The organism is Sphingobacterium sp. LRF_L2 (genome assembly GCF_965644235.1).
Classification (GTDB): domain Bacteria; phylum Bacteroidota; class Bacteroidia; order Sphingobacteriales; family Sphingobacteriaceae; genus Sphingobacterium.
In genome coordinates, this window is the sequence record NZ_CBFFRI010000004.1 from 498,808 (window position 1) to 520,068 (window position 21,261).

The following is a 21,261-nucleotide window of genomic DNA, read 5'->3' on the forward strand; positions in this document are numbered from 1 at the left end:
AATCAATGAGCTCATTACATTCGGTTTCCAATCATGGACATTCCACATGTATAACAAACAAAAGAGCATTCAGATTCGATTCAGCCTATTTTAGGTAGATTCCCCCATTGCATTGCCTTCGTTTTCAACGCTATAGAACTACATCGATCGAGTTTTCATCAACCTCCCATTGCAATCTTCACAAAAAAAGCATGGGTTATCTCCCATGCTTTTCTTCATTTCTGGCACGAACAAGTAATTAATGTTTTGCCTGTTCCGCTTTCAATATCGCTTTAGCTTCGCTATCCTCATATTTATCGATGGATTCCGTTAAGTAGCCCGCCAATTGACTAATCACTTTTTTATACGAAGCGTTACTATATTCGTTCACGAGCTCATTCGGATCCTTCTGTAGGTCGTACAACTCCCAGTAATCTTTCGGACCGTAAAAACGCACCAATTTATAGCGATCGGTACGCACGCCGAAATGCGGAGAAACATGATGTGGCTGCGGAAATTCATAATAATGGTAATACGTAGCCTTGCGGGAATGTTCCACACGTCCATTGCTCTGCAAAACATTTAAGAAAGATTCACCCTGGATATCGTTAGGAACCTTCACGCCAGCAATATCCAACAAGGTAGGTGCCCAATCAATATTAAGCAACTGCTGATTGATTTTTGTCCCTGGTTTCACCACATGAGGGTACTTAATCACAAAAGGAGTCCGCAACGACTCTTCGTAAATAAAACGCTTGTCAAACCAACCATGTTCACCCAGGTAAAACCCCTGATCCGAACCATAAATAACAATCGTATTTTCAGCCAAACCATGTGCATCCAGGTAATCCAATAGTTTACCAATGTTTCGGTCCAACGCATTCGCTGTAGATAAATAATCTTTGATGTAACGCTGATACTTCCATTCTACCAGTGCCTTACCCGTCAAATTCTTGGCATCAAATTCCTTACTGATCTTATCGTAATACGCCTGAATTTTAGCTTTTTGCTCCGGATTAAACCTATCGGTAGTCGAACGAAGATACCTTTCCACTTGTCTCTTCTGTTGATCCGATAAGCTATCCACGGTCGTCCCTAGATACGCCTTCGTAAATTCCTCCAACTTCTTTTCGCGGCTCCGATTATCGTCCTCATACTTATGCACCTTCAGATCCTCCTTCAAACGCATGGTTTTATCAATGGTCATATCCTGATCCGCTGCTGCAACCCTTCCATTGTAATCATCGTAAAAAGTCTCTGGCAACGGAAAGTCAACATCATCATAGGCCCCAAGGTCCTCCAAATCCGGTAGCCATTCGCGGTGTGTAGCCTTCTCGCCCACCACCAGGAAAAATGGTTTACTATCATCCCGTTGGTCCAGCCAATCCGTTGCCAGCTCCGTAATCACATTCGTCACGTAACCTTCCATGCGTATGGTATCGTTATTGGGATTAATAAAGTCTGGATTATAATACTGCCCCTGACCAGGCAATACATTCCAATAATCAAAAGCATCCCCCGGCAAGTTTCCAAGATGCCATTTTCCCACCCAAGCAGTCTGGTAATCTGCCTGCTTTAACAGTCGGCTAAAAAGCTGTTGCTGTACATTAAACACACCTTCATTTGCCTTATAGCCATTTTGATGACTATACTTTCCCGTCAATAGATTAGCACGACTCGGTCCACAAATCGAATTTGTCACCAAAAAATTCTGGAAAACGGCTCCCTCGTTCGCAATCTTATCAATATTAGGCGTTTTTGCATATTTATTACCGTATGCACCTATAGCTTGGTAAGCATGGTCGTCCGAAAAGATAAATAAAATATTAGGTTTCTTTTGTTGAGCGAACAAACCACTTATTCCCAATAAGCAGCCTGTCAAAAGTAAAAATCGTTTCTTCATATTTTTTTAATGGATCACTGTAGATAAAAAGTAAGACTTCGTGTTAATTATAACCCTCGTTTTGCGTTAAATTCGAATTAACTGATAGTTCGCGCTGTGGGATAGGAAACAGCACATGATAATCGCGTACATTTGCATTTCCCTTACTACGCAATACAGACAGCAAGTTGCCTGTGCGCACCAGATCAAACCAACGTTTATTTTCGTAGCCAAATTCCCAGCGTCGCTCATTCAATACCGCCTCCTGAAAATCCGCTTTCGTCAAGTTGACCAGATCAACAGTCGCGTCGCTCGTCGTAATCGATTTCCCATACGCCCTTCTTCGAATACGATTGATGGCATCATAAGCCTCTGCTGTAGGTCCATCCTGAAGCTCATTCAACGCTTCCGCATAGATCAACAAAGCATCCGCATACCTAAAAATAGCAAAATTAAGATCAGCTTCCCCTAAGTTTTGTATTGCCGCGGCATCAAAATACTTATACCAATGAGGTTTAAAGGTCACTGCCCCCGCTCCCGCATCGTAACTTGTAAAGAACGTACGATCCCGTCTCAAATCTCCAGCAGCAAAGCTGTCATAATATTCCTGCGTAGGCACATCGGCACTATTTCCCGCAACTTTTCCACCACCAGGCAAAGGGATAAGGCTTCTTGGAAGATACATAGACATACTAAAGCCCGTAGAGCTTCCCGTAAAACCTTTATTTTGTATCGCAAATAAAAATTCCTTATTAAACTTATTCTCCGGTGTAAAAAGATCAAAATAATCTGCTTCCAAACCATAGCTCTGCAGATCAATAACCTCCTTGGCCTTAATACGCGCATTTTCGTAGTCCTTCAACGTAAGATATGCATCCGCCAATAGTATTTTAGCAGACGCTTTCGTTGCTCTTCCAGCATCGCTGGAAGCATTCACCTCATCCAGGTGTTCTTCGGCAAAAGTTGCATCCGCAATAATGCTGGCATACACCTCTTCCACCGAACTTTTCGCGACATTCAGGTTTTCAGCAGAAGTTGTCGGTTCGAGCACCAAAGGTACAGCACCAAAAAAGCGGACCAGGTAATAATACAGCAAGCCCCTCGAAAAGCGCGCTTCGGCAACCAACCTATTTCGTTTCGTTTCATCAAAACTGATTTCCGGTATTTTAGCAACCGCCACATTCGCATCATTTACGGTCGCATAAATTGCACTAAACAAAGTTTCAATACGATCATTTACAGGACCAAATGTAAAACCATCTAAAGCAAATATATACGAATTAGCCACGCCTTGACCACACTCCGCATTATCGGTAGGCAGTTCCGAGAGCAGGTAGAGTTGCCTAGAGTAAATCCCGTCATAGACTGCCGCCACCGCCGCCTCCGCATCAGCCTCCGTCTTGTAAAAATTGTCCGTTGTCATCGTTGATGGCGCATCCTCCTGTAAGAAATCCTTACAAGAAGATACCGTCCCTAAAACAAGAAACAGAAGTGGATATAGAATAAAGTTATTCTTCATTTCAAAGTATATAAATCATTAAAAATTAAGATTAAGTCCGAATAGAAAAGTTTTTGCACTCGGATAAGCATCCGAATCAATTCCGCGCAAAATATTATCTTTTCCACTTCGGTTTACCTCTGGATCATAGCCCGTATAGTTGGTCCAAGTCCATGGATTCAAGGCCGAAACATACAACCGTAGGCTATTAAACGCCCTGGTGCGGAGCTGTTCTCCTCTAAACGTATAACCGAAAGTAACTGTCCCTAGACGAAGGAACGATCCATCTTCCAACAACGCATCCGAAAAAAGAAAAGACCGTGTGAGGCTCGCTCTCGGAATCGTATTGCTTGGATTGGTTGATGTCCATCGATCCTTCACCGCAGCCCCACTATTTTTCTGACCCGTAGGCAATTCCAAATCCGCGCGCGTACTATTCAGTATCGTATTACCATATACCCAATTAACAAACACATTCAGATCGAAATTTTTATAGCTTAAGTTGTGTGACATTCCACCAAAGAACTTCGGATCCGCATTTCCTATAAATGTACGATCCGCAGCATCTAGCACACCACTACCATCCAAGTCTTTATAACGTCGATCGCCAGGACTCGCATTAGGCTGCGCACCGCCTGCAATATCATCAGTCGATTGAAAAATACCATCACTCACATAGCCATAAAAACTACTGATTGGGTTACCCGGCCGAATGACAATAGGATCCGATATTTTTAGGTAACTGTTGATTTCACCGGTTAAAATTTCGGTAACAGGCCCCAGATCGAGAACCTTATTCCGATTAAACGCAATATTCGCCTGGGCAGTCCACCTCAGTTTGCGATCCATAATTTTTGCCTGCAGTCCCAGTTCCAATCCTTTATTTTCAACACTCCCCACATTACGAAGTGCCGACGAGAACCCACTGGACCAAGGCACATTCGTATTCAACAGCATATCATTCGTCTTTTTATAGTACAGATCTGCCGTCAAGTTGAGCGCACCATTAAACAAGCCTATCTCCGTACCCACATCATACTGCGAAGTCGTTTCCCATTTCAAATCAGCGTTCGGAATATTTCCAGGCGAAAAACCTGTGACCACATTATCACCGATCACGTAGCTCAGATCCGCAAGGCTTGCCAACGACTGGTAGCTCGCAATTTCCTGATTTCCTGTCCTACCATAGCTGGCACGGAGCTTCAGCTCACTGAATATCCCCAAATTTTTAATAAATTCCTCTTCCGTAAACTTATAAGCAATAGCTGCAGACGGAAAAAATCCATATTTATTGTTGTCCCCAAATTTTGAGGAACCATCAATCCGTCCCGTTGCTGTTAGCAACAAGCGATTATTAAATCCATAGTTTAGGCGACCGATATAAGACAATAAGCTCCATTTTGTTATATTGGTATTTGGCGTGCCAATATTGGAGGCAGACGCTAAGTTATTTGCCCCCAGCAGATCATTAATAAAACCAGTCGCGGCTGTAGATACCAGCTGACGTTCGTACTGTTGCGCTGTAAATCCCCCAAGTACGTTGATCGCATGTTTACCGAATGTGTTATCGTACGATAATGTATTTTCATTCAGCCACGAATAGGAACTTGCACTACCGGCCTTTCCACTGCCATTCACACTAAAACCCGCCAAGGTTGTACGCGGAGCGTAGTAAGTTTCTCGGTTGCTACTGATATCAGCTCCAACACTCGTACGAAACCGCAAACCATTGACAATCTGATATTCTGCAAAAATATTACCTAAGGTACGGTAGGTGAACGCTTTGTTCGTAATCTCCAGCGCCGTTGCCACGGGATTTCCCATAGCAATACCACGATCATTTTGAAGCACATAGCTACCGTCGGCATTGTATACCGGTAAAATAGGCGAAAATGTCAACGCCGCCTGCACCGGACCAATTCCCCCTTCGCCCCCCCCTGTCGCACTCAACGCCTGATTCGCATCACTTCGGCTAAACGTAAAATTATTGCCAAACGTAAGCTTCTCGTGTACCTTTTGCTCATAATTAAACCGTGCTGACAAACGTTTAAATCCCGAATTAATGACAATACCGTCCTGATCGTAATAGTTGATACTCGCAGCATAGCGTTTTTTACTGTCGCCACTCGAGACACTTAGGTTGTAGTTCTGCAAAGGTGCGGTTCTGAAAATCTCATCCTGCCAGTTTGTCCCTTCGCCAAACGAAGCTATTTCGTCCTGCGAATACACCTCACTATCGTTCGCATCGTTAACCAACAGCGCAAACTCAGTCGCATTCAGCAGCGGAATAGTCTTGCGTACCTTCTGCAAACCATAGTAGGCACCAAATTCCAACAGCGTTTTTCCCTCCTTGCCCTTTTTTGTAGTAATAATCACTACCCCGTTTGCACCACGGGAACCATAAATAGCCGTAGCAGACGCATCCTTAAGGATTTCGATAGACTCAATATCCGCTGTATTCAATTGACTCAATGCATTGACGCGCGGGCCGGCGGTCACACCCGCACTCGCACCCGAATCGTCGTTATAGACCGGAAAGCCATCGATCACATACAGTGGCTCGCTACCCGTATTCACCGAGTTATTCCCCCGCACGCGGATGCTTGTTCCACCACCAGGCTGATGCGAGGTGGTAGTTACCTGCACACCAGACGCCTTCCCTTTCAATATATTATCAAAAGATGCCGTTACCGTGTTTCTCACGTCAGCCGATGAAATCGACGAAATAGCCCCGGTAAGGTCCGAACGCTTTTGCGTACCATAGCCCACGACGACAACCTCGTCTAAATCCACATTCGAAGGCCTAAGTGCAATTGTCGCCGGCGAAGCAGTTATCACCAACCTTTGTGTTTCGTAACCAACAGAAGAAACAATAACCGTAAACGGTAACTTCTGTCCAGTAACAAGTTCGAAACGACCGTCATGATCCGTATACACACTATGCGTCACCGCATCAAGCTGAACCGTTGCACCTTCCAGTCCCGCACCCGTTCCTGCATCAACGACCTTTCCCACCAATGCCGCGTTAATAATGGGACTTGTCTTTCCCTCCTTCGAACGATTTTCGCCAGCTCCCGTATTTTTGATCCGCAACGTAATGGTCTTATCTTTAATATCATAATCCAAGATTTGATTTTTAAAGACAGCCTTTAGTGCGCTTTCCAACGGCACTTTGGTCAGTTTTACCGTAACAGGCTTCGATTTGCTAAGCAAATCAGCATCAAAAACAAACGCGTAATCCGTCTGCTCACGTAATTGCTTGATCACCTGCAACAAAGGCTGATTCGTCGCTGACAAACTGATACTTTGCGCGAAGCCCATTGTAAGGAATAAATTGAAAAAGATCAATGAAAACACAACCTTATAGGTTTGCCCATGCCCGATACAGGTACTTATTTTATTTTGTAGAAGAAGGCCTCTTTGCCATCTATGTAAATCTTTCATATAGCTCATCATGTGGATACCGAAGTACAGCCCCATATGTATACGCTAGACTTGCGTAGCCACACAATAACCTGTACTTTTGTATCCGTTGGATATTTTTAATTTGCAAAACGATTAAATGCTTCGGGTCCAATATTCGGCCGGACTGTTACCGCAGTACCGGCCTTTTTACGCCCCGCTGTATATCATAATAGGTTAATAACTATTTCACTATAATCCTCCTTCCTTGCTGTTCAAATGTTACTTCCCCGTAGCTGGCCAGTGCTGCCAAGGAAATCGAGAGCATCCTATCACGTGGAATCTCCGCAAAAAAACGTCGATCTTTGAAGCTCGGTGCAAAAACCACCTCCACATCGTACCAACGCTCCAAATGTTTTAGGATATCACTGAGTAACATATTATTAAAAGAAAATATATCCTGCGTCCAGGCGATATAATCTTTGGTGTTCACATGCTTAATATCAAATGCGCCTTTTGTCAGAACAGCCTGTTGCCCAGGCAGCAAGCGTTTCACTTCTCCGGATAATGGCGACGTCACTTCGACGCTTCCCGCAATCAATGTTGTAACCGAAGGCTCTTTAGCGTATGTCGACATATTAAATTTTGTACCCAACACTTTGATGTTCTGCTTTTCGGTCTTCACATAAAAAGGGCGATCAGCCTCATGTGCCACCTCAAAATACGCTTCCCCCTCCAAAGTCACTTCGCGCTTATCTTTTTCAAAGTGTAAAGGGTAGCGGAGTTTGGTTGCCGCATTGACAATCACATTTGTTCCGTCCGGTAAGGTAATGCGATACTGGCCACCACGCGGCGTCGCGATCTCGGCCACAGCCGACTCCATCTGCCGATCCGTAATAGCCGTCCCATCTTGGTACAAAAGCACATTTCCATCCGTTTTAATCCGGTTATGCTTTTCACTCAGCACATAGCTCTTTCCTGCTACTGTCAGCGTCGCCTTGTTACCTCCAGGAGCAACATCAGCCTGTATAAATCTTTTTGCACTACTGTCCTTGTTCTGATGCCATTGGTAACCTAAAAACGTTACCAAACCTCCAAGAAGAAGAATAGCCGCCGCATAAGGCATCATTCGTCTATACAAGCCAATATTCTTTCTCCTCGCACCTATTTTTCCTATACCAGCGTCGGTACGTGCCAATACCTTATCCACATCGAATGCAACAGGTTCGTCGGCATCCGCGGATAGCATCAAATAAATCAAAGACTTCACTTCATACTCCTTATCCGGATCCCGAATAAGTTCCAGCAATCGGTCAAACTCCTGCTTATCTATTTCCTTCGCGGTATATTTTTGCCAAAGCACGTGCAATTCCTCTCGTCCTGTCATCGATGTATTTTTGATTAATACGTGGCTTTTAAGAAAACCAATAGCTGCAAAATAAAAAAAACTACAAGTTTAGTAGATTTTAATTTATATTTGCTCCGTTGCCTACCTAAACCGTAGCAACGGTTGCCTTTAGCAGGCAATTATCCTATCAGATTTGAAGGTTTTAATTATACGACGACGATGACTACAACAGATTTTGATGAAAAAGCAACTTTGGCCTTATTGAGGGATGGCGACCATTTGGCTTTCGAAAACATATATCAACGTCACAAGCGACAATTGGCAAACAGTCTATTTACCTTACTACGTTCAGGGGATATGGTCGAAGAAATCATGCAAGAGGTATTCGTTCGTATATGGGAGAGCAGGAACCGTATTGATATAGACAAGCCTATTGCCTCGTACATCTACAAGGTAGGCACCAATTTGGTATTTGATTACTACCGCAAAGTAGCAAAAGACGAAAAGCTCGCACAAGAACTATGGTCAAAGCTATCGGAGACGCTCGATTCCGAGAGCTTAAAAATACAATTACTTGCCGATGAGGAGCTCATAAGAACCATAGAACTACTACCACCGCAGCGAAAGCTAGTCTTTAAACTGTGCAAATTAGAGGGTAAAAGCTATGCAGAAGCCAGTAAGATGCTGGCCGTATCCGAGGCCGCCATTAACGATCACATAACTAAAGCAAATCGTTTCTTATTAAAGAATTACAACAAATCTGTTGTACTAACCCTACTCTGGATCTACAACTTATAAAAAATATAAGTCGGTTTAAATCCTCAAAACACAAGGCACAGCAGAACGCTAATCACGCGAATGGAGCAATTCCAGCTTACGCATTACCTCCCGTTTATAAATTAATCCAATGGGAAGCTCCACAGATCCCAGTACAAGTTTTCTATCCTCATAGCTAGTAATTTTCTTCAAGTTCACAACATAAGACTTGTGTATTCTCACAAAGGCTTCCGGAGAAAGATCTTGTATGATTTCCTGGGTCGTAGTAGAAGCGAGGTAATAAGCTTCACCCATAAAAACCTTCACATAATTGCCAAAGCTTTGGACATAGTCAATATCCTTCTGCTCGATCTCGAGCATCTCCCTGTCGACTTTTATTGTAAGGAACTCCTTTTTAGCCGGTGTAGGTGTAGCAATGTACGAAATAAACCGATCGATAGCACGTTGGAAATGCTGTTGTGAGATTGGCTTTAAGAGGTAGTCGACCACCGCATAATCATAGCTTTCCAGCGCATATTGGGAGAAAGCCGTTGTTAGTATTGTTTTGGGCGCATTAGGATAAGATCGAAGAAACTCCAATCCCGTAATCTCTGGCAATTGAATATCCAGCAGTATCAAATCGACGTTATTGGATTCGAGAAAAGCCCTAGCGTCCACGATATTATAAAATTGAGCCGCTAAGACGATGCGGCCATCTTTTAAAATATGGTTTTTCAACACCAGATGTGCTGCCGGTTCGTCATCCACAATAATACAGGCCAGTTGTTCGCTCATAATCTTATAAGGCTATCTGAAGAAAAGTATCAAATTGACTTTCCGTACTTGTCAGCGTTAACATATGACTTTCCGGGTAGATCAGCTGCAATCGCGCTTGCGTATTTTCCAGTCCAACTTTAGTAGACACAATATTCCGCTTATTCTTCGCGAGCGAATTACTGATTTTCAATTTCAAAACAGCATCTACTGCAGTAATATCTATGGTAATAAAGTTATCCTTAATGTTATCAGTCCCATGCTTAAAAGCATTTTCAACAAAGGTAAACACGATCATGGGCGCTATAGAATACGTATCCAGGCGATCGATATCCACATTCAGCTGGATTTCGCAGCGGTAGCCTATCCGCTCCCGTTCAATCGAAATATAGCTCTCGATAAAATTAATCTCATCACGCAAGGAGACCGATTCTTTCGAACTACTTTCCAGTTGATAGCGAAGTAAATCCGACACTTTGATAATCGTATCCGGAGTCCGTTCCGGAAATTCAATACTCAGTCCGTAAATCGTATTCAGTGTGTTAAACAAAAAATGCGGATTCAACTGCTTATTGAGCAAATCAATTTTTGTCCTGTTGGATAAAATTTCCTGCCTGGACTCTTTACGTTGCTTACGATAATACTCTACAAATAAAGACGTTCCCGCTATACAAATATACGACCCTACCAATATTCCGAATTGATAACGAAAAGACAGTTTGACCGGATTATTATGAAGGAAGCAAACCTTATAGAGAAAAAGCTGCGCAATTTGCGTCAGTATCGCCGCAAAAATCAAGAAGCCCAGTAAGGTAAAGATACCGTACAAGTAGACATTTCTTTTTTGCAAAAGCAAGGGAAAAACATAAAACCGGTTTAACTGCGCATGCGTATATAAGACCAAATAATAGATGATGCCCAAGCTGAAGCTCGTCACCGTACTGATAAATATCCAGTCGTTCAAGACAAACAAAATAAATGACGAAACAAGTATCCCTATTTCTAGCACCCATTTTCTATCGACAAACCTCTTCATCCACTCGTAGATTTCACATACAAATATAACAATCTACAAAAAGGAACACTCATTTTAATGATAAACGGTGTTCGTCATTTATACCGAAAAAATAGGCATCAATTATCCCTTAAAGGATAAATTTGCTGCATTCAATAGCTGAATATACAGAACATGGTAAAAATTAAGTCACGTGATATTCTCTTATATAGCGTCGGTGTAGCCCTGCTATTATTTGGAAATCGGCAGTATTGGGAAAAGTTTCTTGCGGAGCAAAAGAAGAAGTCAGACAAAGCAGCGGCTGCTGTCGAAGCGCAAGCAGAATTCCAGAAGGAATTTGAAGTGCAGGAACTTCGTTATGATTCGGTAAAAAACACCTGGAAAAATGAATACGTCAATTTTCAGACGATTTCTATCGGAACCAGCAACGTGAACAGACCAGAACGAAAGTACACAACCACTGTGGAGACAAATGACGATGAACAAGCCTCAGACAGCAATTAAGACCTATCTTTCACAGACGCGTTATATTTTTCACTGCCACATCAAAGTGAAGATCCCTATAGCGTTTGGCGAAGAGGTGCTGGCAAACAGCTTCCAGCTTCTGGAAACAATAGATAAGCAGTATAACTCCTACCAAGAAGGCTCTTACTTCCATCAAATCAACCAACAAGCAGGAAATTGGGTCGATATAGACGGGCCAACGCATGATATGTTGCGAACCATCGCGACAGTCAGCGAAGCCACAGCTGGCGCATACGATATCAGTTGTATGCCCTTGCTCCGATTATGGGGATTTTACCGATCAAACCCTGATACTGTACCCGATGATAAGGAAATTAAGCAAGCACTCGCACAGGTAAACTTCGGTAACATAAGACTCGAACACACGAAAGTAAAGATTTTGCAAGAGCAAGAACTTATTACAGGTTCCTTCATCAAATCCTTTGCTGTTGACAAACTGGTTAAGTATCTCAGAGCGCTCGGTCTAGAAGACTTCATTATCAATGCAGGCGGTAGTACGATTTCAGGAGTAAATGATCATCTACACCCGACATGGACCGTACAGATTCCCGATCCTATTGCCAAGAACAACAGCGCTAACAGAAAAACGGTCCTTTCTAACCAAAGTTTCTGTTTGTCGGCACGCAGTATCAACCAAATAACCCTGGGAGGTCAATCTTACGGACATATTCTAAATGCGGCGACAGGCTATCCATCCCGTACGCTACAAGCCGGTGTTTGGTGTGACGATGCATTTACCGCCGACGTTCTATCTACCGCAATTTTCACGGTCGCATCCGACATCCTACCCGAAACCATCGCAAAGTTAGAAAAATCATTTACGTTCAATTATTTCCATATCGACGCATATGGAAGGCACACAACCAATTTATGCTCTACATACCATCCCTAAAATATAAGACCAAACAATCTCCAGTTCAAACGATCAGGGATCCTGCAGACTTCTACCTTTCGCTTCATGCTTATGGTAACCATAACCTCAAGCCTGTTGTCAGCATCGGAGAGCAAGTCCTCAAATACCAATGCATCGCTATTTCAGAAGGAACATTTGCCAGCACATTGCACGCTCCAGTCTCCGGCGTCATAAAAGCGATGATTGACATCGAAGGAATACCACACCTGCAGCTGGAGAACGACTTTGAGCAGATGGAAATCGAGACCGCGCCCATTGATCATTCCACGCTAAACGCAGCGAATTTCAGTACCTTTCTAATGCAGTACGGAATAGAAGGTGCCGGTGGCTCCCGCTTTCCAACCCAACTCAAGTATCAATTAAACGAAACACCTATCCATACCCTGATATTCAATGGTGTAGAATGCGAACCATACCTCAGTGCAGATGCCATTCTTATGCAGCGTAAACCTCAGGAGCTTCTAAAGGCGGCTAGCTTCATGCAACAGATCTTCGACATCAAACGCATCGTCTTTGTATTAGAAAAACAGAACCAAGATATTACGAAGATCCTGAAGAAAGCAGCTCAGGAATTAGGCATACAGGTCACATTTTGCACAGTCCCTGACAGCTATCCTCAAGGAGGAGAACTGCAAGTTATTAAAGCCGTTGCAGGTATAGAGATAAAAAAAGGCGATATTCCCTCACGTCACGGTATCTTACTCAATAACGTCGGAACCCTATGGGCAATTTACCAAGCCCTTTATGAGGGCAAACCTTTTGTGGAGCGAATTACAACCTTATCGGGAGATAAGAGCCGTATGCAGGGGAACTACCAACTAAAAATCGGAACATCGCTCGCCCATCTCATCCGGGAAACGCAGCAGCACGTAAATTTAGCCGAGCACATTGTCATTCTCGGAGGCGCTATGATGGGAAAAAAAGTAGATCCTGCTAACGCCTACATCCATAAAGGTGCAGGAGGAGTGCTTCTGTTGAAAGAACAAAAACAAAATGCAGCAAACTGCATCAAATGCGGAGCCTGCGTGGATGTATGTCCACAACATTTGATGCCGCTTGAATTCGTTCGCTACGCCGCAGAAGATCAAGTCGAAAAATTGCAGTCCTACCACCTTCCACAGTGCATAGAATGCGGAGCATGCTCCTACATCTGTCCAAGCGATGTCCCCTTGATGGAAAGCATCTTTCACGGAAAAAAACTTCTACAACGATGAACACACGTCACACGATAAAACCCGCGTTCAATAGTACATCAATGGTTATGTTCGATGTACTCATTGCCCTCATCCCTATTTTGGCAGCAGCTTTCATCGCCTTCGGAGTAGTCATAGTCTATCAATTAGGAACAGCTATCGCAAGCGCCGTCATCAGCGAACTTCTCTTTTCTAAAATCCTATTAAAAAAAGGAAACAGCCTTCGTGACGGTTCAGCAATTATTACGGCAATTTTACTCGTTTGCACCCTATCTCCACTTACCCCTTGGTATATAGTAGCCTTCGGTTCCTTTTCGGCAATTGTTTTCGGCAAAATTATCTGGGGAGGCTTAGGGAAAAACCTCTTCAACCCTGCACTAGTAGGCCGGGAGTTTATGTCCATTTTCTTTTCGAGCATCATGACATCTCCTCTTGTATGGAAAACCAGTGAACTCGTGCAAAAAGAGCAAATCCATATCTTGCCTTCGCTACAGTCAGCCTATACCTCAAGCTACCTTTCCGAGCTGCTCTACAAACCCAGTGGTGCCCTTGGCGAATATTCCATTATTGCCATTATTTTTGGGGGACTGTATTTACTGTTGCGGAAACGAATCTCCTGGCATATACCTACAGCACTGTTAGGCACTTTCTTTCTCTTAGAATGGTTAAATTGGAACGAAGTTCTTCCCTACTCCTTAGCCGGTATACTCTTTGGCACCACTTACATGGCTACAGACATGCCATCCAGCCCAACCACGAAAAACGGAAAACTAATCTATGGCGCCATGATAGGAGTATGCATTTTCATTTTCTTAAAAGCAGGCGTTCGTTTTGAATACATGTCTTACGCCATCCTTTTAATGAATGGTTTCTCTCCAGCGATCAGTGAACTTATGAAACCACGAGCTTGGTCAGAACCTAAACAGCCACTCAAAACGATAGAAGCGTTGGCGATACTCGTTATCAAGATCCTGACCGTTGCATTTGCCATTCTTACGCTTTATTGGTATGAAGCCCAGCACTATGTCCTTTTCCTTTACATCATCTATACGATTCTCAAATTTAATTTTTCATTTTTCAAATCCGTGAACAAATATGTTTAACAATAAGAATAAAGCCAGCACAGCGGCTGATACAAAAATCAGCAGACAAAAATTTTTAGGGTCCTTAGGAGCTTTGGGAGCACTGCCATTTCTGGCGACAGCCTGTTCGCCCACTTCCGAAAAACCACAGCTTTATGAAGGCGAAAACAAAGAGGCCATAATCGATAACATATTGAATAGAAGGTCTATTCGAAAATATACCGAACAAGAAGTTGACCAAGAAATTTTGGATAGGGTGATGCGTTGCGCCATTTTTGCGCCAAGTGCAGTAAATGCCCAACCCTGGGAAGTTCGCGTCATTAAGAACAAGAAAGTGTTGACAGAGATCAACGAGCGATGGCGACAATCCCCCCCATCGACAGAACTAGCCAATGCCCGAAATCCAGAATTTAGCACTTACCACCATGCTCCAGTGCTAATCGTTATCGCAGGCGATTCCAATAATGTCAAATCACGAGTCGATGTGGGCATCATGCTGCAGACCATTTTACTAAGTGCACATGCACTGGGTTTAGGAACCTGCCCCATTGGACGACTGGTCCCCACCCTAACACGACCTGAAAATAAAGATATTTTGGATATCCTCAACATACCCGAAGGTTACGAAGTGATGGCCAATGTAGCATTAGGCTATCCCGATGAGAATCCTACGGCCCCTATTCGCTATAGCGACAAAGTAAAATACATACGCTAAATGGCTATCGCCACAAAACAAACAGCTTCCATAGCACAAAGCCTACAGTCGAACAACTGTAGGCTTATATCGGGAATAGGAATAAAGAAATATTACTATTTTAAAATCCACATCAACTGATTCGGATCATCTACCCCATCATATTGTCGCTTAATAGCCTCTGATACATTCTCGCTATTCTTGGCGAATTCAATAGCAGGATACATCCAGCGTGTAGGAATCTTTTCAGGCGCATCAACATTTAAGCTCGAAGCCGGATTTATCTTCCATTTCGGATATCCAGTACGTCTATAATCATAGTAAGGCGTAATACGTCCCTGTAGAAAACTTGCTAAGAACTTTTGCGTAATGATTGCTTCAATTTTTCCTTCCAACGTTGTAGGGAATTTTGTACCATATTCATTTACAGCATTCGCAATATAGGTTTCATCCATTGGCATTCCTTGGTGAAAAGCTTCTGTATTCGTTGTATTTTCGACCACGAAGCTCATCGCCGCCTCAATACCCTTTTTATACCAATTCACATCCGACTCTGAGATCCATCCCCTAGTCGCAGCTTCCGCAATAACAAAACACATATGTGCATAAGAATATTGCTGTGTAGGTTCGCCCGTAGGAAGTTCCGTATACCGATCACCTAATTTCGAATAGTCATTCGTTGATCGTACGGTCGACAAGTCACCATAGGTCAGCGAAGGACTTATCCCCACATACGCATCGTAGTTTGTTGCCGATAGACCAGCAGCGATTTTAACCGGTGAAGGTTTTGCATAATAAAACAATCGTCTGTCTTTCGATGCTTTCAATCGATCGATAATCTCATCCGAAACAATCGGGTATATCAAATTATTGTTTCCAACTTTATAAAATGGGTACGTTTGTCCGCTGTTATCCGAACGTATCAACTGAAAGTTATCCGCACTCGACTGAAAAATAGGCTTTCCTGTAAAGATCGCATTGAAGCGTTCTTTCACTTTCAGATCCACATCATCCACCTTTTTGCTCAATTGCAATAAGACGTTCAATTCAAAACTGTTGGCAAGCTTACGCCACTTCGTCAAATCTCCAGCAAACATTGGGTCACCATCGAATTTGTCACCCGCTGCAAAAAATTCATCGGCCTGTTCCAACTCATTTAAAATACCCAAAAAGACCTCTTTTTGCGTATCGTACTTTGGAAAATACACCTGTTCAGATTCACCTACCAGCGCATCGTGGTATGGAATATCCCCCAGAGCCATCGTCAACTCATAAAAACGGTAGGCACGCGCGAAATGCATCAAACCTTGGTAAGCATTCTTTAATTTCTCTGTGCCGGCATAATCCACCATATACTGCACATCGTTCAATCCAATCAAAGACATCGTCTGCGTACCAAGTGCATTAAACTGGTAATTCTGATCGGCCATTTCACCCCATGTTATCGCTTTTGTCAAAAAATAAGGCCGCATGAAATCTTTCTGACCGGGTTGATCTGCAATACTCAAGATCACACGTGTCGCAATCATAGAAGATCTAACCTGTGCAGGTGTTTCCGGATTTGTATTAATTTCTTCAAATTTAGAACATCCCATAAGTTGCAAAGCCAAAAGTGCAACCGCGAAATATCTCTTTCTCATTTTCATATATAAATAATTTATCTATAAGTGTTAGATTTCATTGGAATAAATGAGCTCGTTTCACTCGGTTTGTTTTTAAAGGTCATATGGAATGTCCAGATTATCTTCATTTGTATTTATTGATCGTGTTTAATTCTATTGGAATCAATGAGCTCATTACATTCGGTTTGCAATCATGGACATTTCATAGTGATATATGTAATTCAATTAAAACGTCATGTTAATGTTAAAGCCGATATAACGCATCGACGGCGAGTTCAGATCCTCTTTACCGATATCCGGATCAGAGAATTTGTATTCTTTGGTCCATAAGAACAAGTTTTGTCCTGTCAATCCTATACTTGCCTTTGAAGCTTTGAAGCGAGACGCAATAGCGGTAGGTACCGTGTAGTTCAAAGAAACCTCTCGCAGTTTAATAAAGGTTTCGTCCATCAAGTTACGACGTCCACCCCAAGCAGATTTCCAATAAGCTTCGTAAGAAACAATCTGATCATTCTCTGCAAAAACGCGTGTATCCTCCATAATCTGTCCATATTTGTCATACGATACGGCTCCCGAAACAATCTTTACACCTGGTGCAACATACGTTTTATTGCCATTCACCACCTCTTCGTAACGGTATTCATTATCCGAATCAGGGTGCGCACCTGTTTGCCACAATCTTCCGTTGATACCCGAGTTCGACATACCTTTGATCCGACCATCAATACTAAAAGAAAAATTAAAATCGCGGTATTGGAATTGGTTGCTCAACCCCCAGAACCATTTCGGATCCGAATATCCTACCAAATGAGCAGCATATTTACCCGTGACTGGCATACCAGAAGTGTTGTGGACAATTTCACCAGAAGGCGATCTTTCCCAATCGGCAGAAGTAATATAGTCTGTCCGCATTCCTTCTTTCACATAAAGTGCATCAATCGAATACTCCGGATCTAACTTGTGGTAGTAATTTAAGTTCTGCGACAAGTTTGCGATGACATCCCATTTGAAATGATCATTCTTTATGGGTATACCACCTACAGTGATCTCATGGCCTCTCGTCATGATCTGTTCCTTTGTGTTGATAAGCCTTGTCTGGAAGCCCGTCATTTGCGATATCTCAGAAGAGATAGCTTCATTCTTTCTTAAACGGTAATACCGCGTATAGTTACCATAGACCCTATTTTTCAGGATTGCAAAATCCACCCCAAATTCGTAGGAGTCATTCTGTGTAGGCGAAATAGAGAAGTCCTTAATTTTAGAATCGTAAGTCGCTTGTGTCAATCCGTCCCATACATTACTTTTTAAGGTATACGCCTTATTGATATCATACGGTACAGGTGTTAATTTTGTAACCACCCAAGCACCACGAACCTTTAGATGATCTAACCAACTTTGTTTAAAATCCACTAAATCTGTCAAACTTGCACTAGCCGACAACGAAGGATAAAAGTAAGAACGTTGCGCCTTTGACAACGTGGAAGACCATTCGTTACGTCCGGTAGCCTCCACAAATAGGGCATTTCTCCAAGACAACGCCAATCGGCCATATAACGCATTACTCATCAATTCACGTCGTGTCTGTATGGTGCTTATAGCGCCCACCGAGTTGGTCAAGGAATAGAAGCCAGGAATAGACAAGCCATTCACCGTTGAAAACACAGATCCTTTTCGTAAGCTGTATAAAATTGCCCCACCGACTAGACCTTCTACATTAAAATCGCCCCAAGTTTTATTCGCCGTGAATATCGCATCCGTATTGCTGCTAAATCCATCTTCTTTTCCATTTTGGTATTTACCTCTGGCACTAAATCCACCATAATCGGTAAAACCTCCACGCGTACCATAAATACCTATCGGATTTCTTTGTATTTTTTCCGATCCAAAATAATCGTAGCCCGAGCGAACCATAAATTTACCCCAATCAGTTACCCTATAGTTTAAAGTAAGCGCCGCATTTATTTTGTTGATCGTCTCTGGGGTGATTTTCTCGTACGCTATCAGATAAGGGTTATCGTACCATCCGTTGTACATCCAGTTTTGAGACTGATCTTTGATCAACCAATAATCCTTATAATCGCGGATATCATACTCAGGTCCTGTCCACACCAACAAATTATAGATATACCCCTGCTCGTTGTAACCTTTACCAAAGTTTGTACTAGAGGAATTTCTATTGTAACCGATATTGGTCTCCAAGTCCAGTTTTTTACCCAATTTGGTTGTTCCCGTAACCGAGATATTAGTCAAATTCAATTGTTGATTTGGATACTGGCCCTTGTTATAAATATGGTTAACCGCTGTACGGATACTACCATATTCCCCCTGGTTTGTGAAGCTCAATGCATTATTTGTAATAAAACCCGGTACCAGGAAGTTTTTAAAATTATCTTTCCCAGCCGATATCAGCGGCATTTCCTCCCGTTGCTTTGTTATAGGGTTCCACTGCAGAGCTGTTCTTCCGATGTCCAACTTATCTCCCCAAACAAAGTCGTTATTATTGAACTTTCCACCTTCACCAGAAGAGTAAGACTGTTGAACTTTCGGTAAAGCAAGATAGCCCGAGAAAAACATGTTATTGCTGCTCACCGTTACTTCCGTTCCTGCCTCAGTCAGACCTTTTTTTGTGGTTATCATGATCGCACCACCAGCACCGCGTTCACCATAAAGAGCCGCTGCCGCCGCACCCTTCAATATATTCATATCTGCAATATTATCTACAGGTATCTCCCGCAAGGTCATATTCTCATAAAGCACACCATCAATCACCAATATCGGTGTCAAACCTCTTGCCTGGATTTCAGGCACAGCGTTAAACTCTGTACTGTTTCGAACCCGAACACCAGAAATACGTCCCGTCAGCGTAGTTCCCACATCCACACCTTTCACTTTTCCCAACTCATTTCCACTGATATTCTGCGTGGCATAACCTAACGCCTTTTTATCTCTCTTGATCCCCAGTGCGGTCACAACCACTTCATCTAGCTCCGAAGAAGAACGTTCCAACCGCACAGCGCTAGCTTGCGCTGCAGGCACATCGATTGTTTTGTAGCCAACAATCGAGAATTGCAATGTAGCATTTGAAGACGCATTGCGTAGCACAAACACACCATGTTCATCCGAGTTCGCTACCAAAGTAGTGCCCAATACACGAACATTAACCCCTGCAATAGCCTCACCAGTCTCTCGATCTACAATTCGTCCCCTTACCTCTTGCTGCACAGCTGCATTAACGGAACGATTCGCTCCAACAACTTGTTTCCCCTCCCTTTTGGAGATCACGTACAGCTTATCGTCGATCTTATTGACCACCAGTTCATCATTCGACATACGGCGTACGAAAGGCTCAATGTTTCCCCTGTTGAGATCTTCCAAATCGATATCGCCATGAACAGGTCGACTCGATATTGACGCGTCGTAGCTGAACTTAACATGGAGTTTCTTCTCCATTTTAGCGAGGATTTTTCCGATCGCTTCCGTTTGTAAGGCATGGCTAGCCATGACTTGGCCACCAATAAATAGGGAGATGAAAGCCCCTCCCATGGCTTTGAAATAATACTTGCTTAATTTCATAAAATCAGCGTCTAGAAATAATAATATTGTTGAATGCTTTGTTAAGGATTTCTATTGATTTGTCGAGATCATTAGACGGTAGGTAACCGGTAAAAATCTCTTGTTGGTAGTCTTTATGCAAGAACAGATGAGCCTCCGGATAAAGGACATTGAGGTCTTGGAATATTTGTGTCAGTGGCTCTTGTTCAAAACGGAGAAAGGCATAAGTCCAGAGTCCAGCTGTAACCGTATCTGCCTGCGATTTTTCAAAAGCTGACTTGTGCAGATCGTAACTTACCCCCTCACCCGGATCCACCAACATTTGCTGGTTACCTCGGGAAACCTTTACCTTACCATGTTTCAGTACCAAATTATTCTTTTGAGGCAGATTTACAAGGTTAAATGCAGTCCCTAGAACACGTACGTCAAAAATACCTGATTCGATCACGCAGAACGCTTTTTGTGGATTTTTGGCAACCTCAAAAAAGGCTTCACCTTCCAACTTTACCCGACGGACACTATCCTTATCAAAATCAGACAATATCGCCAAGCGCGCACCTTGCTTCAGTAAAATTTTACTCCCATCACGCAATTCTACCGATTTCACAAATTTCGTATGGTTACTGATCGATACAAGTTCCTTGTAAGGGAGAAGCGTGTTGTCCTGTAGATTCTTCCAAAAGAAAAGTGCAGCAAACAATACGGCTATTAACAAGGCCGCAACTGACATATAGCTTGGGTTACGCCAGATCGGCAAAGCTTTCGGCGACAAGCTTTGACCAGTAATATTTTTAAAGATAGCGTCCGTTTTGTCATCTGGTAGCACCCGAGCAGGAGCTTCCAGATGCAGGATCTCCTCCATATCACACAATTCATCTTCCTCTGCATCCAAAATTAATCCCAATAGAATAGCACGATCCTCTTCGGAGATATCATCCAACACGTACTTTTTGTACAGTTGATTCAGTTGGGTATTGCTTTTATTTTCTGCTGCCATATATACTATATACGGCTGTGATGAAACAC

At 42.9% G+C, this 21,261-nt stretch carries 15 protein-coding genes; 6 read left to right on the forward strand and 9 right to left on the reverse strand.

Features of this window, described 5'->3' with window-relative positions:
• Positions 1 to 238: 238 nt before the first annotated feature.
• The 4 genes from ACSZOX_RS10915 to ACSZOX_RS10930 form a co-directional block, all read right to left on the reverse strand.
• The gene (locus tag ACSZOX_RS10915; RefSeq protein WP_437919989.1) at positions 239 to 1,882 is read right to left on the reverse strand and encodes a sulfatase family protein; all 1,644 of its coding nucleotides are present in this window, start codon (positions 1,880 to 1,882) and stop codon (positions 239 to 241) included.
• 43 nt (positions 1,883 to 1,925) lie between these two features.
• Complete coding sequence (locus tag ACSZOX_RS10920; RefSeq protein ID WP_437919990.1) at positions 1,926 to 3,380, reverse strand: RagB/SusD family nutrient uptake outer membrane protein; 1,455 nt, start codon at positions 3,378 to 3,380, stop codon at positions 1,926 to 1,928.
• An 18-nt stretch (positions 3,381 to 3,398) separates the two neighbouring features.
• The gene (locus ACSZOX_RS10925; protein ID WP_437919991.1) at positions 3,399 to 6,839 is read right to left on the reverse strand and encodes a TonB-dependent receptor; all 3,441 of its coding nucleotides are present in this window, start codon (positions 6,837 to 6,839) and stop codon (positions 3,399 to 3,401) included.
• Positions 6,840 to 7,005: 166 nt separating this feature from the next.
• Positions 7,006 to 8,148 (reverse strand): FecR family protein, encoded by a 1,143-nt coding sequence (locus tag ACSZOX_RS10930; protein WP_437919992.1) that lies wholly within the window; start codon positions 8,146 to 8,148, stop codon positions 7,006 to 7,008.
• A gap of 180 nt (positions 8,149 to 8,328) precedes the next feature.
• Between ACSZOX_RS10930 and ACSZOX_RS10935 the strand changes: the two genes are divergently transcribed.
• A complete protein-coding gene (locus ACSZOX_RS10935; protein ID WP_437919993.1) occupies positions 8,329 to 8,907 on the forward strand; it encodes an RNA polymerase sigma factor in 579 nt (192 codons plus the stop codon).
• 48 nt (positions 8,908 to 8,955) lie between these two features.
• On the opposite strand, the gene ACSZOX_RS10940 is transcribed toward ACSZOX_RS10935, so the two are convergent.
• Both ACSZOX_RS10940 and ACSZOX_RS10945 read right to left on the reverse strand, forming a co-directional pair.
• On the reverse strand, positions 8,956 to 9,660 hold the full coding sequence (locus ACSZOX_RS10940) for a LytR/AlgR family response regulator transcription factor (protein ID WP_437919994.1): 705 nt from the start codon (positions 9,658 to 9,660) through the stop codon (positions 8,956 to 8,958).
• A gap of 4 nt (positions 9,661 to 9,664) precedes the next feature.
• Positions 9,665 to 10,675 carry a sensor histidine kinase gene (locus ACSZOX_RS10945; RefSeq protein ID WP_437919995.1) on the reverse strand — a complete coding sequence of 337 codons (1,011 nt, stop codon included), beginning with the start codon at positions 10,673 to 10,675 and terminating at the stop codon, positions 9,665 to 9,667.
• Between the two features lie 153 nt (positions 10,676 to 10,828).
• Here ACSZOX_RS10945 and ACSZOX_RS10950 point away from each other — a divergent pair, with 153 nt between their 5' ends.
• From ACSZOX_RS10950 to ACSZOX_RS10970, 5 genes are read left to right on the forward strand one after another with little or no spacing between them, the layout of a single operon-like run.
• Positions 10,829 to 11,158 (forward strand): hypothetical protein, encoded by a 330-nt coding sequence (locus ACSZOX_RS10950; protein WP_437919996.1) that lies wholly within the window; start codon positions 10,829 to 10,831, stop codon positions 11,156 to 11,158.
• Entirely contained in the window at positions 11,133 to 12,071 is a 939-nt protein-coding gene (locus ACSZOX_RS10955) for an FAD:protein FMN transferase (protein WP_437919997.1), read from the forward strand. The genes ACSZOX_RS10950 and ACSZOX_RS10955 overlap by 26 nt, the downstream gene beginning before the upstream one ends.
• Positions 12,050 to 13,306 (forward strand): electron transport complex subunit RsxC, encoded by a 1,257-nt coding sequence (gene rsxC / locus ACSZOX_RS10960; protein WP_437919998.1) that lies wholly within the window; start codon positions 12,050 to 12,052, stop codon positions 13,304 to 13,306. Before ACSZOX_RS10955 ends, rsxC begins: the two co-directional genes overlap by 22 nt.
• Entirely contained in the window at positions 13,303 to 14,388 is a 1,086-nt protein-coding gene (locus ACSZOX_RS10965) for an RnfABCDGE type electron transport complex subunit D (protein WP_437919999.1), read from the forward strand. Before rsxC ends, ACSZOX_RS10965 begins: the two co-directional genes overlap by 4 nt.
• Positions 14,381 to 15,082 carry a nitroreductase family protein gene (locus tag ACSZOX_RS10970; RefSeq protein ID WP_437920000.1) on the forward strand — a complete coding sequence of 234 codons (702 nt, stop codon included), beginning with the start codon at positions 14,381 to 14,383 and terminating at the stop codon, positions 15,080 to 15,082. Before ACSZOX_RS10965 ends, ACSZOX_RS10970 begins: the two co-directional genes overlap by 8 nt.
• Before the next feature lie 95 nt (positions 15,083 to 15,177).
• Here the strand turns inward: ACSZOX_RS10970 and ACSZOX_RS10975 are convergent, their stop codons facing one another.
• From ACSZOX_RS10975 to ACSZOX_RS10985, 3 genes are all read right to left on the reverse strand, one after another.
• Complete coding sequence (locus tag ACSZOX_RS10975) at positions 15,178 to 16,701, reverse strand: SusD/RagB family nutrient-binding outer membrane lipoprotein (protein WP_437920001.1); 1,524 nt, start codon at positions 16,699 to 16,701, stop codon at positions 15,178 to 15,180.
• Between the two features lie 207 nt (positions 16,702 to 16,908).
• Entirely contained in the window at positions 16,909 to 20,256 is a 3,348-nt protein-coding gene (locus ACSZOX_RS10980; protein ID WP_437920002.1) for a SusC/RagA family TonB-linked outer membrane protein, read from the reverse strand.
• 4 nt (positions 20,257 to 20,260) lie between these two features.
• Entirely contained in the window at positions 20,261 to 21,232 is a 972-nt protein-coding gene (locus ACSZOX_RS10985) for a FecR family protein (protein ID WP_437920003.1), read from the reverse strand.
• Between the last annotated feature and the right edge of the window lie 29 nt (positions 21,233 to 21,261).

Bases quoted from the DNA above. Each gene is read 5' to 3' on its own strand.
- ACSZOX_RS10915 (WP_437919989.1), bottom strand. From the start codon at position 1,882: ATGAAGAAACGATTTTTACTTTTGACAGGCTGCTTATTGGGAATAAGT.
- ACSZOX_RS10920 (WP_437919990.1), bottom strand. From the start codon at position 3,380: ATGAAGAATAACTTTATTCTATATCCACTTCTGTTTCTTGTTTTAGGG.
- ACSZOX_RS10925 (WP_437919991.1), bottom strand. From the start codon at position 6,839: ATGGGGCTGTACTTCGGTATCCACATGATGAGCTATATGAAAGATTTA.
- ACSZOX_RS10930 (WP_437919992.1), bottom strand. From the start codon at position 8,148: ATGACAGGACGAGAGGAATTGCACGTGCTTTGGCAAAAATATACCGCG.
- ACSZOX_RS10935 (WP_437919993.1), top strand. From the start codon at position 8,329: ATGACTACAACAGATTTTGATGAAAAAGCAACTTTGGCCTTATTGAGG.
- ACSZOX_RS10940 (WP_437919994.1), bottom strand. From the start codon at position 9,660: ATGAGCGAACAACTGGCCTGTATTATTGTGGATGACGAACCGGCAGCA.
- ACSZOX_RS10945 (WP_437919995.1), bottom strand. From the start codon at position 10,675: ATGAAGAGGTTTGTCGATAGAAAATGGGTGCTAGAAATAGGGATACTT.
- ACSZOX_RS10950 (WP_437919996.1), top strand. From the start codon at position 10,829: ATGGTAAAAATTAAGTCACGTGATATTCTCTTATATAGCGTCGGTGTA.
- ACSZOX_RS10955 (WP_437919997.1), top strand. From the start codon at position 11,133: ATGAACAAGCCTCAGACAGCAATTAAGACCTATCTTTCACAGACGCGT.
- rsxC (WP_437919998.1), top strand. From the start codon at position 12,050: ATGCTCTACATACCATCCCTAAAATATAAGACCAAACAATCTCCAGTT.
- ACSZOX_RS10965 (WP_437919999.1), top strand. From the start codon at position 13,303: ATGAACACACGTCACACGATAAAACCCGCGTTCAATAGTACATCAATG.
- ACSZOX_RS10970 (WP_437920000.1), top strand. From the start codon at position 14,381: ATGTTTAACAATAAGAATAAAGCCAGCACAGCGGCTGATACAAAAATC.
- ACSZOX_RS10975 (WP_437920001.1), bottom strand. From the start codon at position 16,701: ATGAGAAAGAGATATTTCGCGGTTGCACTTTTGGCTTTGCAACTTATG.
- ACSZOX_RS10980 (WP_437920002.1), bottom strand. From the start codon at position 20,256: ATGAAATTAAGCAAGTATTATTTCAAAGCCATGGGAGGGGCTTTCATC.
- ACSZOX_RS10985 (WP_437920003.1), bottom strand. From the start codon at position 21,232: ATGGCAGCAGAAAATAAAAGCAATACCCAACTGAATCAACTGTACAAA.